This window comes from Pseudomonas sp. WS 5011 (assembly GCF_012985775.1).
GTDB lineage: Bacteria > Pseudomonadota > Gammaproteobacteria > Pseudomonadales > Pseudomonadaceae > Aquipseudomonas > Aquipseudomonas peli.
The window spans coordinates 1-14,401 of the sequence record NZ_JAAQXA010000015.1 but is presented as its reverse complement, the minus strand read 5'-3'; the positions used below and the strand labels follow the sequence as shown (position 1 = coordinate 14,401).

Sequence of the window (14,401 nt, the reverse complement as noted above, 5' to 3'; positions counted from 1 at the left end):
AAAGGACACTGGCGCTTAGCGCGCCAGCAGTTGTTCCAGTCGGTTGCCGACACGTTCGGCACGGTCGGCTACGTCGCCGATCCATTCGATGATCTTGTAGAGGAACATCACATCGACAGCGGGAAGGTCCTTTTCCAGTTTGAACAGCGCGCGCCGTACTTCGATCTGCATCTTGTCGGTGTCACGCTCGATTTGTTCCAACTCCATGACCATGGATTCGACCAGCGCCGCTTCACGGCCACCAAAGCCGGTTTCCAGCAGCTCATCGAGCTCGTTCATGGCTTTCAGCGCTTGTGCGCTGGCATCTACAGTGCGCTGCACAAAGGCCCGCATCAGCGGCTGAAGAGCCTGTGGAATGGCCATTTCGCGGCCCAGCATAAGGCCGGCGATGTCCTTGGCGCGGTTGGCGACTTTGTCCTGTACACTCAGCAGCTCAAGCAGATCCGAGCGCGGTACGGGCAGGAACAGGCTCTTGGGCAGGTGCAAACGCACACTTTTCTTGAGCTTGTCGGCCTCATGTTCGAGGCTGGCCATTTCCTGTTGTACCTGTTCCACCTTGGCCCAATCTTCAACCATCACGGCTTCGAAGAAAGGCACCAGATTGGCTGCGCACTCATGGGCTTTAGCAAAGTGTTTTTGCATCGGCCCAATCGGTGAACGGCCAAACAGGCTGGCAAATGGATTGACTGGCATAGGGTGAACCCCGGCGTTAAGAAGGCGGCAAGTATACGGATCAGTCCGCAGGCTCGCCAGCGCATGTAATCGGACTGTCACAATTTCATAGTAGGCGTTGATTCCCACCATCATGAACAAAGAAACCGAAATCAAACTGCGGGTTAGCCGTGAAACCCTGGCCGCCCTGCGTGATCACCCGTTGCTGAAGAAGCGCAACAAGAGTGGTTGGGAGCAGCGCGAACTGTTCAATCAGTATTTTGATACCCCCGAGCGTGACCTGGCTGCGGCCAAGGTCGCCCTGCGCGTGCGCCGTGACGGCGAGCAGTTTATCCAGACCCTGAAAACCCGCGGGCAGAGCGTGGCCGGTTTGTCCGAGCGCAATGAGTGGGACTGGAACCTGGCCAAGGCCAAGCTGGACCTGAAAAAACTCGATGACAGCTGCTGGCCGGCGGCCTTGGTCGACCTGGACAAGAAACAGCTGATGCCGATCTTCACCACCGACTTTATCCGTGAGAAGGCGGAAATCGCCTGGGGTCGCGGCAAAGCCAAGGTGGTGATCGAAGCCGCACTGGACCTAGGCAAGGTGATTGCTGGTGAAGGCGAAGAGGAAATCTGCGAGCTGGAGCTTGAGCTGCGCCAGGGTGAGCCTGAGGCATTGCTGGAGCTGGCCGCCGAGCTGGCGGCCGACCTGGCGCTGATGCCCTGCGATATCAGCAAGGCCGAGCGCGGTTATCGCCTGTTCGATGCCTGCAGCTACAGCCTGAATCTGCCGGCGCCGAGCCTGACTGCGCAAACCAGTCTGGATGACAGCGTTGCGGCACTGGCCTGGCACCTGCTGGGCAGCAGCCAGCGCCTGGCCGAACAGTACCGCTTCAATGGCCACTGGCGTTTGCTGGTCGATTGGCTGGAGCAACTGATCGGTCTACGTGCATTGCTCGGCAGTCTAGGCCAGGCGGCGCCGCGCGCCAGCAGTCATGCGCTGCGCGAGCTATTGGATGCCCTGTTGTTGGAGTGGCGCCCACGCGTTCTGGCCGGCCAGGACAATGACAGCCTGCGCAAGAATGCACCGGCGTTGTTCGCTGCCGAGTTGCAGGGTAATCGCTGGGGGCTGTTTTCTCTGAATCTGTCGCGCTGGTTGTTGGCGCGCAGCTGGACGGTGGAGCGTAACAATCGGGGTAATCGTCAGGGCGCAGCGCCCCTGGGCAACTGGCTGCCAACTCTAGTTGCGGATGAAGGCGAGGCCTTGCAGCTGCGGCGTTATGTGCAGCAGCCGGAAGACCTTGCCGAGCAGCTGCCACGTATCGAGCGCCTGCTGGTTTGGTTGCACCTGGCGCGCAGTGTGCTGGAGGTGCCCGAGGTCGATCGCCTGTATGGCGAGCTCAACAAGTTGGTGGAGCTGGCCAATCAGTCCATCAATCCGGACGTGCTAGAGGCGCGCAAGGCGCAGCTGCTGACCATTGGTTCGCTTAAAGCCTGGCGTCAGCTGGTCAAGTAACGGCCGCGTTGCTGTCGGCTTTTTCAGGAGCCCGGATCATCCCCGGGCTCTTTTCGCATCACTCAACTGCCATCCCGAAAGCGCGTCCACACGGCGTCGCGCGTTGCGCTGTGCTTTTCTGGCAGGGTTTCCAGCGGATGCAAGCGGCGTTTGGTATCGCGGTCCGGGTAGAGGTCGGGCTGGTTGCGCAGGGCTTCGTCAAGAAACTCGCGCGAATCAGCATTGCCACTGGGGTACAGGGTTTCGGCGGTGATCAATGCAGCCACCTTGGGCTGCATCAGGTAATCGATAAAACGATGCGCCAGATCGACGCGCGTGGCGCTGCTGGGAATCACCAGGTTGTCGATAAACAGGATCGAGCCTTCATCCGGCACTAAAAAGCGCACGGGCTGCCCGGCATCCGCGGCGGCCAGGGCATCACCGACCCAGGCCATGGCCACACACAACTTGCCCTGGTTGAGATCCTCGATATAGCGCTCGCTGTCGACGTAGCGCAGGTTCGGCCGCAAACCATCCAAGACACGGCTGGACCGTTCGATGCGGCTCGGCGCGCTGCGCGCCAGGCTGCGGCCCTGATAGTTGAGTAGCAGGGTCAGGGTCTCGTCAGGAGCGTCCAGCACGCTGATGCCGCAACTGGCGAGACGCGCACTTTGCTCCGCATCAAATAGCAGGCTCCAGCTATTGGGCAGTGGGCCGCCAAAGGCTGCTTCGGCCTGCGGCGTGTTGATTGCCAGCCCGACCGCGCCCCATAGGTAGGGCACTGCATGACGATTGGCGGGGTCGAGGGCGACCAGGGTGCTGAGCAGCTGCTTGTCGAGGTGTTTGCGGTTGGGCAGCAGGCTGAAATCCAGCGGTTGCAGGGTGCCGCTCTTGATCATCGCTGGCAGGGCGTCGTGCGACGGCACGGCAACATCAATCGCTTCACCGGTTGCCAGCACCGCCGCCAACTCTTCAGCGGTGCTGTAGGTGTGGTAGTCGATGCGGATGCCTGTTTCGGCCTCGAAGTCTTTCAGCACCTGCGGGGCGATGTAGTCGTTCCAGTTGTAGACGCGAATCACCTCTTCGGCGCTGGCCAGCATAGGCGTCAGGGCAAGTAGCAATGCGGCAAACAGGCGAGGCATGGAGGTCTCCTGAGTAGTGTGAAGTCGCGTCAGCTGAAACGCGCGGCGCAACCTGCCCGTCATCACGCCGGGGCGTGAATAAGCGGCAGGGCTGCGCAGCGCGCGGAATAAAATGGCCAGTGCCATAAAAAACGCCGGCTCAATGGCCGGCGTTGGGTGTTGCATCAAACCGTGTGCAAGTACCAGTTGTATTCGAGGTCGGAGATCGAGTTTTCAAACTCGGCCAACTCGCTTTCCTTACAGGCGACGAAGATGTCGATGTATTTCGGGTCGATATAACGAGCCAGCACTTCACTGTCGTCCAGCTCGCGCAGGGCATCGCGCAGGTTGTTCGGCAGGCTCTGCTCGTTCTGCTCGTAGGAGTTGCCTTCTACGGGGGCGTTTGGCTCGATCTTGTTGGTCAGGCCATGGTGCACGCCCGCCAGCACGGCTGACATCAGCAGGTACGGGTTGGCATCGGCACCGGCAACGCGATGTTCGATGCGCACCGCGTCGGCTGTGTCGTTCGGTACACGCAAGGCCACCGTACGGTTGTCGATGCCCCAGCATGGCGAGTTCGGCACGTAGTACTGCGCGCCGAAACGACGGTAGGAGTTGACGTTCGGGCAGAGGAACGCCATTGACGCTGGCATGGTTTCCAATACGCCGCCGATGGCATGGCGCAAGGCGTCATTCTGCTCGGGGTCATCGCAGGCGAAGATATTGTTGCCCTGCTTGTCGAGAATCGAAATGTGCACATGCAGACCGTTACCCGCCTGGTTGGGGTACGGTTTGGCCATGAAGGTGGTGTCCATCTCATGGTCGTAAGCGATGTTTTTCACCAGGCGCTTGAGCAGCAGCGCGTGGTCGCAGGCCTTGATCGGGTCTGCCACGTGGTGCAGGTTCACTTCGAACTGCGCCGGCGCGCTTTCCTTGACGATGGCGTCAGCAGGGATGCCCTGCTCTTTGGCGCCTTCAAGGATGTCCTGAAGGCACTCGGCGTATTCGTCGAGGTCGTCAATCAGGTACACCTGGGTCGACTGTGGGCGCTTACCTGACAGCGGCGACAGCGGTGGCTGCGGCCGGCCGTTCACGTTGGCTTGGTCGATCAGGTAGAACTCAAGTTCAAAGGCTGCGCAAATCGTAAGGCCCAGTTCGTCGAACTTCGCCACCACCTGACGCAACACTTCCCGTGGGTCGGCAAAGAACGGCTCGCCTTCCATTTCGTGCATGGTCATCAACAGTTGCGCAGTTGGGCGCTTCTGCCAAGGCTCATTGCTTAGGGTGTTGGGGATGGGAAAGCAGACCCGGTCAGCGTCACCGATATCCAGACCCAGGCCAGTGCTTTCCACTGTTGAGCCGTTGATATCGAGGGCGAATAGGGACGCCGGGAGATTAATGCCGCGCTCGTAAACCTTATGCAGGCTCGCACGCTCGATACGCTTGCCGCGCACCACACCATTCATATCTGCGATCAGAAGGTCGACGAACAGGACCTCAGGATGTTTCTTAAGGAACGCGTTCGCTTCGTTAAGCTGAACGGCACGCGGGGGTACCGACATGATGCAACACCTTTTTTGTTAAAAATATCAATCATGCAACTGCACAGGTGTGAGTCAATCTTAAACACCTGGTGCTGTCAAGAGAGGCGCATTTTGCCCCAAAAGGGTGCTCGATGGCCAGTTTTAGGGCATTGCAGGGCAGTACAGCCCTCCTCAAAGCCTTGCCTGCCGGGGTGCTCAGTCGGGTGTGTTCAATTTTTTACATGACTATTGTGAAAAAAAATGAACAAGGCTAAGCTCGGTCGAAACCCATAACAGCAATAAAACGGGTGTCTCATGTCGCGCCAGCCGATTATCGGCGTTAGTGCCTGCACCAAGCAGATCGGGCACAACATCTACCACACCGCAGGCGATAAATACTTGCAGGCCATCGTACAGGTGGTTGGCGGTATGCCAGTGATCATTCCTGCACTGGGTGAGCAACTGGATCAGGCCTACCTGCTGCAGCACCTCGATGGCCTGGTTTTTACCGGCTCGCCATCCAACGTCGAACCGCACCACTACGCTGGCGACGCCAGCGAACCCGGCACCGCCCATGATCCGGCGCGTGACAGTACAACCCTTCCCTTGATTAAAGCAGCAATTGCCGCCGGTATCCCGGTGCTTGGCATTTGCCGTGGCTTTCAGGAGATGAATGTGGCCTTCGGTGGCGCGCTGCACCAGCGTGTACACGAGGTTGCTGGGCTTATGGATCACCGCGAGCCGAGTGACCTGCCCGCAGAACAGCAATATGGCCTGCGTCACGCGCTGCATGTGCAGCCGGGCGGGCTGCTCGCCGGCATCGGCTTGCCGGACGAGATTCAAGTCAATTCCATTCATGGCCAGGGCGTTCAGCGTCTGGCGCCGGGCCTTCGCGTAGAAGCACTGGCGCCTGACGGGTTGATCGAAGCCTTCTCCGTCGAAGGTGCCAAAAGCTTCGCATTGGGGGTGCAATGGCACCCTGAATGGCAGGTACGATCCAACCCGAATTATCTCGCCATCTTCCAGGCCTTTGGTGAGGCTTGCAGGAAGACGGCGGGGCAACGCTGAGCCGACTATATATAAGTCGGCTCTAACCAACCCTGAGGTCTCTATGAGCACCAAATTAGACCAGCTTTCGAGCTGGCTGAAAGAACGCAAAATCACCGAAGTTGAATGCCTGATCAGCGATCTTACCGGCATTGCCCGTGGCAAGATTTCGCCGACCAACAAGTTCCTTGACGAGAAGGGCATGCGCCTCCCCGAGAGTGTGCTGCTGCAGACCGTGACCGGCGACTACGTCGAGGACGACATCTATTACGACCTGCTCGACGAAGCGGACATCGATATGTTCTGCCGCCCGGACGAGAACGCCGTATTCCTCGTGCCCTGGGCCATTGAGCCGACTGCGATGGTGATTCACGACACCTTTGATAAGCAGGGCAACCCGATTGAGCTGTCGCCGCGCAACATTCTCAAGAATGTGCTCAAGCTCTACGCGGACAAGGGCTGGAAGCCAATCGTCGCGCCGGAAATGGAGTTCTACCTGACCAAGCGCAACAGTGACCCGGACTTCCCGCTGGTCGCGCCGATGGGCCGTTCCGGGCGTCCGGAAGTGGGCCGTCAGTCGTTTTCCATCGACGCCGCCAACGAATTCGATCCGCTGTTTGAAGACGTCTACGACTGGTGTGAAATCCAGGGCCTGGACCTCGACACGCTGATTCACGAAGACGGCCCGGCGCAGATGGAAATCAACTTCCGTCACGGCGAGGCCCTGCACCTGGCCGACCAGATCACCGTGTTCAAGCGCACCATGCGTGAAGCGGCGCTCAAGCACGATGTGGCCGCGACCTTTATGGCCAAGCCGATCACTGATCAGCCAGGCAGCGCGATGCACATCCACCAGAGCGTGGTTGACATCAAAACCGGCAAGAACCTGTTCTCCAACCCGGATGGCAGCATGAGCGAACTGTTCATGCTGCACATCGGTGGCCTGCAGAAATACATCCCCGAACTGCTGCCGCTGTTCGCACCTAACGTCAACTCGTTCCGCCGCTTCCTGCCGGATACCTCGGCGCCGGTGAACGTCGAGTGGGGCGAAGAGAACCGCACCGTGGGCCTGCGTGTACCGGAAGCCACGCCGCAGAACCGCCGCGTGGAAAACCGTCTGGCCGGTGCCGACGCCAACCCTTATCTGGTGCTGGCGGCTTCGCTGCTGTGTGGCTACATGGGCATGGTCGGCGACTTCAAGCCAAGCGCGCCGGTCAAAGGCCGCGCTTACGAGCGCCGTAACCTGCGTCTGCCGATCACCATCGAGCACGCCCTGGAACGTATGGAAGCCTGTAAGGATGCAGAGAAGTTCCTGGGTGAAAAATTCATGCGCGGCTACGTCGCGGTGAAGCGCGCCGAGCACGAAAACTACAAGCGGGTCATCAGCTCCTGGGAACGTGAGTTCCTGCTGCTGTCGGTGTAACCCTCAGGCGGCTGGCGTGGGTGATCCCTGTGCCAGCCGCCACCAAGAATTTTCTGGGGCTACGGCAATACGCAGCCTGTGTAATCAAGGTGTTGTTATGAACAGTCAAGTGACCAACCCGAAAACCCGCGAGTGGCAGGCCATGAGCCGCGAACACCACCTCGCGCCGTTCAGCGATTTCAAACAGCTGGCGGAAAATGGGCCGCGCATCATCACCAAGGCCGACGGGGTGTACCTGTGGGACAGCGAGGGCAACAAGATCCTCGATGCCATGGCCGGGCTCTGGTGTGTGGCGATTGGTTATGGTCGCAAGGAACTGGCAGACGCCGCCGCGAAACAGATGCAAGAGCTGCCCTACTACAACATGTTCTTCCAGACCGCCACGCCGCCCGCGCTGGAGCTGGCCAAGGCGATTTCTGAACTGGCTCCGGCCGGCATGAACCACGTGTTTTTCACCGGTTCGGGTTCGGAAGGCAACGACACCATGCTGCGTATGGTGCGCCATTACTGGGCGATCAAGGGGCAGCCAAACAAGAAGGTGATCATCAGCCGGGTTAACGGTTACCACGGCTCTACCGTGGCTGGCGCCAGCCTGGGCGGCATGAAGTACATGCATGAGCAGGGCGACCTGCCGATTCCGGGCATCGTGCACATCCCGCAGCCGTACTGGTTCGGTGAAGGCGGCGATATGAGCCCCGAAGCGTTCGGTATCTGGGCCGCTGACCAGCTGGAGCAGAAGATCCTCGAAGTCGGCGAAGAGAATGTTGCCGCCTTTATTGCCGAGCCGATCCAGGGCGCGGGCGGCGTGATCATCCCGCCGGACAGCTACTGGCCGCGCATCCGCGAAGTCCTCGCCAAGTACGACATTCTGTTTGTTGCCGATGAAGTGATCTGCGGTTTCGGTCGTACCGGCGAGTGGTTCGGTAGCGATTACTTCGGTAATACGCCGCACATGATGACCATCGCCAAAGGCCTGACCAGTGGCTACATCCCCATGGGCGGGCTGATCGTGCGCGACGATATCGTCGAGGTACTCAACCAGGGCGGTGACTTCAACCACGGTTTCACTTATTCCGGGCACCCGGTTGCGGCGGCTGTTGCGCTGGAAAACCTGCGCATTCTGCGCGAAGAAAAGATTGTTGAGCGCGTCAAGGCAGAAACGGCACCGTATTTGCAAAAGCGTTTGCGTGAACTGGCCGATCACCCGCTGGTGGGTGAAGTGCGTGGCGTTGGCATGTTGGGCGCCATTGAGTTGGTGCAGGACAAGGCCAGCCGCCAACGTTTTGCCGGAGATGTCGGCGTTGGCATGATCTGCCGCGGTCACTGCTTTAATAATGGGCTGATCATGCGCGCCGTGGGCGACACCATGATCATCTCGCCGCCGCTGGTGATCAGCCACGCGGAAATCGACGAACTGGTTGAAAAGGCCCGTAAATGCCTCGACCTGACTGCCGCAGAGGTGCTGGTTTAAGGTTCAATTACCATTGGTTTCAGATGCTTACGTCTGAAAGTTGTCAACGGGTGGTGACCTTGCCAGACTGCGCCAATGCGTAGGTCAGGCTCACCGGAAGGTGCTGCAGATGGCTGCGCATCTTCCGGAAAACGACTACAACAACAGGAGCTGTACGCATGAACACATTCGGCAAAACCCTTCTCGCGTTGTCCCTTGCTGGGGCCGTAGTGAGTGCCGCACACGCGGATGACAAGGTCCTGCACGTTTACAACTGGTCCGACTACATCGCAGAAGACACCCTCGACAACTTCCAGAAGGAAACCGGTATCAAGGTCGTCTACGACGTCTTTGACAGCAACGAAACCCTGGAAGCCAAACTGCTGGCCGGCAGCTCCGGTTACGACATCGTGGTACCGTCCAACCCATTCCTGGCCAAGCAGATCAAGGCCGGTGTGTTCCAGAAGCTGGACAAGTCCAAGCTGCCAAACTGGGAAAACCTCGATAAGAGCCTGCTCAAGGCCCTCGACCCAAGCGATCCGGGCAATCAGTACTCGATCCCTTACATGTGGGGCACCATCGGCATCGGTTACAACGTCGACAAGGTTAAAGCGGCTCTGGGCGAAGACGCACCGGTCAATTCCTGGGACCTGGTGTTCAAGCCGGAAAACATCGCCAAGCTGAAAGACTGCGGTGTGTCCTTCCTCGATTCACCGACCGAAATCCTCCCGGCAGCCCTCAACTACCTGGGCTTCAAATCCGATAGCACCAATGCTGCCGAGCTGAAGAAAGCCGAAGAACTGTTCCTTTCGATCCGTTCCTCGACCTCCTACTTCCACAGCTCCAAGTACATCGGTGACCTGGCCAATGGCAACATCTGTGTGGCCATCGGCTACTCGGGCGACCTGTACCAGTCCAAGTCCCGTGCTGAAGAAGCCAAGAACGGCGTGAACATCTCCTACAGCATCCCGAAAGAAGGTGCTGGTAGCTTCTTCGACATGATGGCCATCCCGGCTGATGCGAAAAACGTCGAAGCCGCTCACGTGTTCCTCAACTACCTGATGAAGCCAGAAGTCATGGCCAACATCACCAACTTCGTGCAGTTCCCGAACGGCAACGCGGCGGCCACTCCGCTGGTCGACGAAGTGCTGCGCAACGACCCGGGCATTTACCCGGACGCGGCCACCATGGCCAAGATCTACACCTTCCCGGATCTGCCAGCTAACGCGCAACGCGCGATGAACCGCAGCTGGACCAAGATCAAATCGGGTAAGTAATGCCATAGCCCTAACGGTGTGCGGCGGCTTGCTCCGCCGCATTCACCCACAACAATAAGGAAGCTCCTATGCGTCGTACCCCACTTCTGGCTGGCCTGCTGGCCGCCGCCGTCAGCATCAGCGCCGTGCAAGCCGCTGAACCCGTAGTCAATGTCTACAACTGGTCTGACTACATCGGCGAAACCACCCTGGCCGACTTCCAGAAGGCTATTGGCATCAAAGCCATGTATGACGTGTTCGACTCCAATGAAACCCTGGAAGGTAAACTGCTGGCGGGCCGTTCCGGCTACGACATCGTGGTGCCGTCCAACCATTTCCTTGGCAAGCAGATCAAAGCGGGCGCGTTCCAGAAGCTCGACCGTAGTCTGCTGCCGAACTGGGAGAACCTTGATCCCGCGCTGCTCAAGCAGCTGGAGGTCAACGATCCTGGCAACCTGTATTCGGTGCCGTACCTGTGGGGCACCAATGGCATTGGCTATAACGTGGCCAAGGTCAAAGAAGTACTCGGCGTCGACGAGATCGACTCCTGGGCCATGCTCTTCGAGCCAGAGAACCTGAAGAAGCTCAACGCCTGCGGCGTGGCCTTCATGGATTCGCCCGACGAGATGTTCCCGGCCGTCCTTAACTACCTGGGCCTTGACCCACGCAGCACCAATGCCGAGGACTATCAGAAAGCCGAAGCCAAGCTGATGGCCGTGCGTCCTTACGTCACCTATTTCCATTCCTCGAAGTACATCGGCGACCTGGCCAACGGCGACATCTGTGTGGCATTCGGTTATTCCGGCGATGTATTCCAAGCAGCTGCGCGTGCTGAAGAAGCCGGTAAAGGCATCGAGATTGCCTACAGTATTCCCAAGGAAGGCGCCAACCTGTGGTTCGACCTGATGGCGATTCCGGCCGATGCGAAGAACGTCAAGGAAGCGCATGCCTTCATCAACTACTTGCTTGATCCTGCGGTGATCGCCAAGGTCAGCGACTATGTGGGTTACGCCAACCCGAACCTCAAGGCGGGCGAACTGATGGACCAGGAAGTGCGTAACGATCCGTCGGTCTATCCAGCGCAAGCCGTGCTGGACCGTCTCTACATCTCTGCTGAGCTGCCTCCGAAGATCCAGCGTGCGATGACGCGCGCCTGGTCGAAGATCAAGTCAGGCCAGTAAGCGGAAGCTGAAACACAGCGTACGGCAGGCTTTGCCTGACCGTACGGCCCGCTGCGTGATGCGCGGCAGATTTTATTCGGGTCCACGACCCATTATTTGCGGGAGTTTTGGTAATGGCAGTTGCTTCCAGTGCCTATAAAAAGGTTCTCGAGGGTGATCAGCAACCGAAAGAGGTGCTGGTCAAGATCGAGCGCGTAACCAAGAAATTTGATGAAACCATCGCCGTTGATGACGTTTCGCTGACCATCAACAAAGGCGAAATCTTCGCCCTGCTCGGCGGCTCCGGCTCGGGCAAATCGACCCTGCTGCGCATGCTCGCTGGCTTCGAGCGACCGACAGAAGGGCGCATCATTCTGGACGGTGTCGACATTACCGACCTGCCGCCCTACGAGCGGCCGATCAACATGATGTTTCAGTCCTACGCGCTGTTCCCGCACATGAGCGTGGCTGACAACATCGCCTTCGGCCTCAAGCAGGACAAACTGCCTAAGGCTGAAATCGACGCCCGCGTCGACGAGATGCTCAAACTGGTGCACATGACCCAGTACGCCAAGCGCAAGCCGCACCAGCTCTCCGGTGGTCAACGTCAGCGTGTGGCTCTGGCCCGTTCTCTGGCCAAGCGCCCGAAACTGTTGCTGCTCGACGAACCTATGGGTGCTTTGGACAAGAAGCTGCGCTCGCAGATGCAGCTTGAGCTTGTCGAGATCATCGAGCGCGTCGGCGTAACCTGCGTCATGGTGACCCACGACCAGGAAGAGGCCATGACCATGGCCCAGCGCATTGCCATCATGCACCTGGGCTGGATCGCCCAAATCGGCAGCCCGGTGGACATCTACGAAACCCCGACCAGCCGCCTGGTCTGCGAATTTATCGGCAACGTCAACCTGTTCGAAGGCCAGGTGGTCGAGGACATGGAAGGCCATGCACTGATCGCCAGCCCGGACCTGGAACGCAACATCTACGTCGGCCACGGCGTCAGTACCTCGGTGCAGGATAAGAGCATCACCTACGCGATTCGCCCGGAGAAGTTGATCGTCACCACCGAGCAACCGACCTGCGAATACAACTGGTCGCGCGGCACCGTGCATGACATCGCCTACCTCGGCGGCCACTCGGTATTCCACGTGCTGCTGCCAAGCGGCAAGGTGGTGCAATCCTTCGTTGCCAACGCCGAGCGGCGTGGCGCCCGACCTACCTGGGACGATGAAGTGTTCGTCTGGTGGGAGGACGATAGCGGGGTGGCATTGCGCTCATGAACATTATCCGAAGCATCAGCCGCCGTATGCCCAAGGGCCGGCACCTGGTTATCGGGGTGCCGTTCCTCTGGCTGTTCCTGTTCTTTATGTTGCCGTTCTTCATTGTTCTGAAGATCAGCTTCGCCGAAGCAGACGTGGCCATCCCGCCGTACACCGACGTGTACAGCTGGGTGGAAAACAAATTCACCCTGGTACTCAACCTGGGTAACTACATCTTCCTCAGCGAAGATGCGCTGTACCTGGCTGCTTACCTGGGCTCCCTGAAAATGGCCGCGGTCAGCACCTTGTTGTGTTTGGTCATCGGCTTCCCGATGGCGTATGCGATAGCCCGCGCCGACAAGGACAAGCAGATGGTCCTGTTGCTGCTGATCATGATGCCGACCTGGACTGCCATCCTGATCCGCGTGTACGCCTGGATGGGTATTCTCAGCAACAACGGCCTGCTCAATGGCTTCCTGATGTGGTTGGGGTTGATCAACGAGCCGTTGCAGATCCTCAACACCAACTTGGCGGTGTACATCGGTATCGTTTATTCGTACCTACCCTTCATGATTCTGCCGCTGTTCGCCAACCTGGTGAAACACGACCAGAGCTTGCTGGAAGCGGCTGCGGATCTGGGTTCGAGCACCTATAACAGCTTCTGGAAAATCACCGTGCCGTTGGCCAAGAACGGCATCATCGCCGGCTGCATGCTGGTGTTTATCCCGGTGGTGGGTGAGTTCGTGATTCCGGAACTGCTGGGCGGCCCCGAAACCCTGATGATTGGTAAGGTGCTGTGGCAAGAGTTCTTCAACAACCGCGACTGGCCTGTAGCCTCTGCCTTGGCGGTGGTGATGCTGGCGATCCTGATCGTGCCCATCATCCTGTTTAACCGTAACCAAGCGAAAGAGATGGAGGGTCGACCATGAAGCGTTTCAGTTTCTCCAACTTCATGCTGTGGGCCGGCCTGACCTTTATCTACCTGCCCATGCTGATTCTGGTCATCTACTCGTTCAACGCCTCGCGGCTGGTAACGGTGTGGGGCGGCTGGTCGCTGAAGTGGTACATGGGTCTGCTGGACAACACCCAGTTGATGAACTCGGTCATGCGCTCGTTGGAAATCGCCTGCTACACCGCGATTGCCGCCGTAGCGCTGGGCACCATGGCCGCCTTCGTGCTGACCCGCGTCACTCGCTTCAAGGGTCGTACGCTGTTCGGTGGCCTGGTCACCGCGCCGCTGGTAATGCCTGAGGTGATCACCGGTCTATCGCTGCTGCTGCTATTCGTGGCCATGGCCCAGCTGATCGGCTGGCCTGCTGAGCGTGGCGTGCTGACCATCTGGATCGCCCACACTACCTTCTGTTCTGCCTATGTGGCCGTGGTGGTGTCGTCGCGTCTGCGTGAGCTGGACCTGTCCATCGAAGAAGCGGCCATGGACCTGGGTGCCAAACCGTGGAAGGTGTTCTTCCTGATCACCATCCCGATGATTGCGCCTTCGTTGGCGGCCGGCGGCATGATGTCCTTTGCCCTGTCGCTGGACGACCTGGTTCTCGCCAGCTTCGTCTCCGGTCCTGGTTCCACGACCTTGCCGATGGAAGTCTTCTCTGCTGTGCGTCTGGGCGTGAAGCCGGAAATCAACGCCGTGGCCAGCCTGATCCTGCTGGCAGTTTCCTTCGCCACCTTCCTGGTGTGGTTCTTCGCCCACCGTGCCGAAGAGAAGCGCAAGAAGGCCCTGCAGCAAGCTATGGATGAAACCACCGGTGCCGCGTTAATGAACGGCCCCGACAGCCGTCGTGATCCATCGCAGGTGCATGCCTGATCGCACCTCGAAGTAACCCACAAGGGCCGCATTAGCGGCCCTTGTGCATTTTGCGGCAGCACTGACCAGTCAGTGTTGCCGCTGACCGAAAACTGACCCAGTAGAGGCTGTTCTGCCGACTGAAAACTGACCCAGGTGTTCAACTGCTTCTGCTCAATTTTTGAGCAGGAGAACACAGGGTGATCAGTATGGAAATG

At 58.9% G+C, this 14,401-nt stretch carries 12 protein-coding genes; 9 read left to right on the top strand and 3 right to left on the bottom strand.

The annotated features are described in order from the left end of the window. Positions 1-15 precede the first annotated feature (15 nt). Positions 16-693 (bottom strand): TIGR00153 family protein, encoded by a 678-nt coding sequence (locus tag HBN63_RS15680; RefSeq protein ID WP_160014094.1) that lies wholly within the window; start codon positions 691-693, stop codon positions 16-18. A 112-nt stretch (positions 694-805) separates the two neighbouring features. Here HBN63_RS15680 and HBN63_RS15675 point away from each other — a divergent pair, with 112 nt between their 5' ends. Beyond that, the gene (locus tag HBN63_RS15675) at positions 806-2,170 is read left to right on the top strand and encodes a CYTH domain-containing protein (protein WP_170050080.1); all 1,365 of its coding nucleotides are present in this window, start codon (positions 806-808) and stop codon (positions 2,168-2,170) included. A gap of 62 nt (positions 2,171-2,232) precedes the next feature. On the opposite strand, the gene HBN63_RS15670 is transcribed toward HBN63_RS15675, so the two are convergent. Next, the gene (locus HBN63_RS15670) at positions 2,233-3,291 is read right to left on the bottom strand and encodes an extracellular solute-binding protein (RefSeq protein ID WP_170050079.1); all 1,059 of its coding nucleotides are present in this window, start codon (positions 3,289-3,291) and stop codon (positions 2,233-2,235) included. A gap of 164 nt (positions 3,292-3,455) precedes the next feature. Then, positions 3,456-4,832 (bottom strand): glutamine synthetase family protein, encoded by a 1,377-nt coding sequence (locus HBN63_RS15665; RefSeq protein ID WP_090254520.1) that lies wholly within the window; start codon positions 4,830-4,832, stop codon positions 3,456-3,458. Between the two features lie 276 nt (positions 4,833-5,108). On the opposite strand from HBN63_RS15665, the gene HBN63_RS15660 reads away from it, so the two are divergent. From HBN63_RS15660 to HBN63_RS15625, 8 genes are all read left to right on the top strand, one after another. Then, positions 5,109-5,861 carry a gamma-glutamyl-gamma-aminobutyrate hydrolase family protein gene (locus tag HBN63_RS15660; RefSeq protein ID WP_160086605.1) on the top strand — a complete coding sequence of 251 codons (753 nt, stop codon included), beginning with the start codon at positions 5,109-5,111 and terminating at the stop codon, positions 5,859-5,861. A 43-nt stretch (positions 5,862-5,904) separates the two neighbouring features. After that, positions 5,905-7,263: a glutamine synthetase family protein gene (locus HBN63_RS15655; protein WP_090254525.1), complete on the top strand. Its 1,359-nt coding sequence runs from the start codon at positions 5,905-5,907 to the stop codon at positions 7,261-7,263. Positions 7,264-7,360: 97 nt separating this feature from the next. Further along, positions 7,361-8,734 (top strand): aspartate aminotransferase family protein, encoded by a 1,374-nt coding sequence (locus HBN63_RS15650; RefSeq protein WP_170050078.1) that lies wholly within the window; start codon positions 7,361-7,363, stop codon positions 8,732-8,734. 158 nt (positions 8,735-8,892) lie between these two features. Beyond that, positions 8,893-9,990, top strand: coding sequence for an extracellular solute-binding protein (locus tag HBN63_RS15645; RefSeq protein WP_160086609.1), 1,098 nt, complete (start codon positions 8,893-8,895; stop codon positions 9,988-9,990). 68 nt (positions 9,991-10,058) lie between these two features. Next, entirely contained in the window at positions 10,059-11,150 is a 1,092-nt protein-coding gene (locus HBN63_RS15640; RefSeq protein WP_170050077.1) for a polyamine ABC transporter substrate-binding protein, read from the top strand. 113 nt (positions 11,151-11,263) lie between these two features. Next, positions 11,264-12,406, top strand: coding sequence for a polyamine ABC transporter ATP-binding protein (potA, locus tag HBN63_RS15635; protein WP_090254534.1), 1,143 nt, complete (start codon positions 11,264-11,266; stop codon positions 12,404-12,406). A 26-nt stretch (positions 12,407-12,432) separates the two neighbouring features. Next, positions 12,433-13,314 (top strand): ABC transporter permease subunit, encoded by an 882-nt coding sequence (locus HBN63_RS15630; RefSeq protein ID WP_170050147.1) that lies wholly within the window; start codon positions 12,433-12,435, stop codon positions 13,312-13,314. Further along, positions 13,311-14,204, top strand: a complete 894-nt coding sequence (locus HBN63_RS15625; protein WP_090254539.1) for an ABC transporter permease subunit — start codon at positions 13,311-13,313, stop codon at positions 14,202-14,204. The genes HBN63_RS15630 and HBN63_RS15625 overlap by 4 nt, the downstream gene beginning before the upstream one ends. Positions 14,205-14,401 lie beyond the last annotated feature (197 nt).

Coding starts and splice junctions, on each gene's coding strand:
- HBN63_RS15645 (WP_160086609.1), top strand. CDS start 8,893: ATGAACACATTCGGCAAAACCCTTCTCGCGTTGTCCCTTGCTGGGGCC.
- HBN63_RS15670 (WP_170050079.1), bottom strand. CDS start 3,291: ATGCCTCGCCTGTTTGCCGCATTGCTACTTGCCCTGACGCCTATGCTG.
- HBN63_RS15660 (WP_160086605.1), top strand. CDS start 5,109: ATGTCGCGCCAGCCGATTATCGGCGTTAGTGCCTGCACCAAGCAGATC.
- HBN63_RS15630 (WP_170050147.1), top strand. CDS start 12,433: ATGCCCAAGGGCCGGCACCTGGTTATCGGGGTGCCGTTCCTCTGGCTG.
- HBN63_RS15640 (WP_170050077.1), top strand. CDS start 10,059: ATGCGTCGTACCCCACTTCTGGCTGGCCTGCTGGCCGCCGCCGTCAGC.
- HBN63_RS15650 (WP_170050078.1), top strand. CDS start 7,361: ATGAACAGTCAAGTGACCAACCCGAAAACCCGCGAGTGGCAGGCCATG.
- HBN63_RS15675 (WP_170050080.1), top strand. CDS start 806: ATGAACAAAGAAACCGAAATCAAACTGCGGGTTAGCCGTGAAACCCTG.
- HBN63_RS15680 (WP_160014094.1), bottom strand. CDS start 693: ATGCCAGTCAATCCATTTGCCAGCCTGTTTGGCCGTTCACCGATTGGG.
- HBN63_RS15665 (WP_090254520.1), bottom strand. CDS start 4,832: ATGTCGGTACCCCCGCGTGCCGTTCAGCTTAACGAAGCGAACGCGTTC.
- potA (WP_090254534.1), top strand. CDS start 11,264: ATGGCAGTTGCTTCCAGTGCCTATAAAAAGGTTCTCGAGGGTGATCAG.
- HBN63_RS15625 (WP_090254539.1), top strand. CDS start 13,311: ATGAAGCGTTTCAGTTTCTCCAACTTCATGCTGTGGGCCGGCCTGACC.
- HBN63_RS15655 (WP_090254525.1), top strand. CDS start 5,905: ATGAGCACCAAATTAGACCAGCTTTCGAGCTGGCTGAAAGAACGCAAA.